1 protein-coding gene is annotated in these 784 nt (G+C 62.9%); it reads right to left on the reverse strand.

Annotated elements, in window-relative coordinates; genetic code table 11:
• Positions 1 to 51: 51 nt before the first annotated feature.
• Positions 52 to 784 (reverse strand): beta-ketoacyl-[acyl-carrier-protein] synthase family protein (locus tag EOB80_RS34285; protein ID WP_164762840.1); only part of this gene is annotated, 733 nt, incomplete at its 5' end.

The following is a 784-nucleotide window of genomic DNA, read 5'->3' on the forward strand; positions in this document are numbered from 1 at the left end:
CAAGCAGCTAGATACGACAGGTGACCTCAAATGAGGCGTCTTGCATGGCTTCTACACCTGCCTGAATGCCAGAACTGCGTTCGTACCGCCCATGGCGAAGGCGTTGCTCATGGCGACGCGCACCTTGCGCTCGCGCGGCACATTGGGTGTGATGTCGAGGTCGCAAGCGGGATCTGGCTCGCGATAGTTGGCGGTCGGCGGCACGACGTCCTCTTGCATTGCCATCACGCAGGCGATCATTTCAAGCGCGCTCGCTGCGCCGAGGCAATGCGCGTGCGTGGACTTGGTGGAAGAGATGGACATCGAATAAGCGTGGTTTCCAAACACACGCTTGATCGCCGCCGTTTCAGTCTGATCATTGCTCTTGGTACCGGTGCCGTGCGCGTTGAGGTAGTCGACGTCCTCGGCATTCAGCCCGGCATCGGCAAGGCAGGCGCGCATCGCCGACGCTGGCCCCTCGACAGATGGCGCGGCAATGTGGAAGGCATCGGCGGAAAGGCCGACGCCGGCGATCTCGGCAAGAATTGTGGCACCACGCCTCGTGGCATGCTCGTAGCTTTCCAGCACGGCCATGCCCGCACCCTCGCCCAGCACCAGGCCCTTCCTATCGGCGGAGAAGGGCCGGCAGGTATCGGGTGAAAGCACGCGCATTGCTTCCCATGCTTTCAGCACGCCCCATGCGAAGGGTGCGTCGCTGCCTCCGGAAACCATTACGTCGGCCCGGCCCAGCTTGATCTGGTCCACTGCCGAGGCGATCGCATGGTTGGCCGAGGCACATGCGGAG

This window comes from Mesorhizobium sp. M7A.F.Ca.MR.245.00.0.0 (genome assembly GCF_003997415.1).
Classification (GTDB): Bacteria; Pseudomonadota; Alphaproteobacteria; order Rhizobiales; family Rhizobiaceae; genus Mesorhizobium.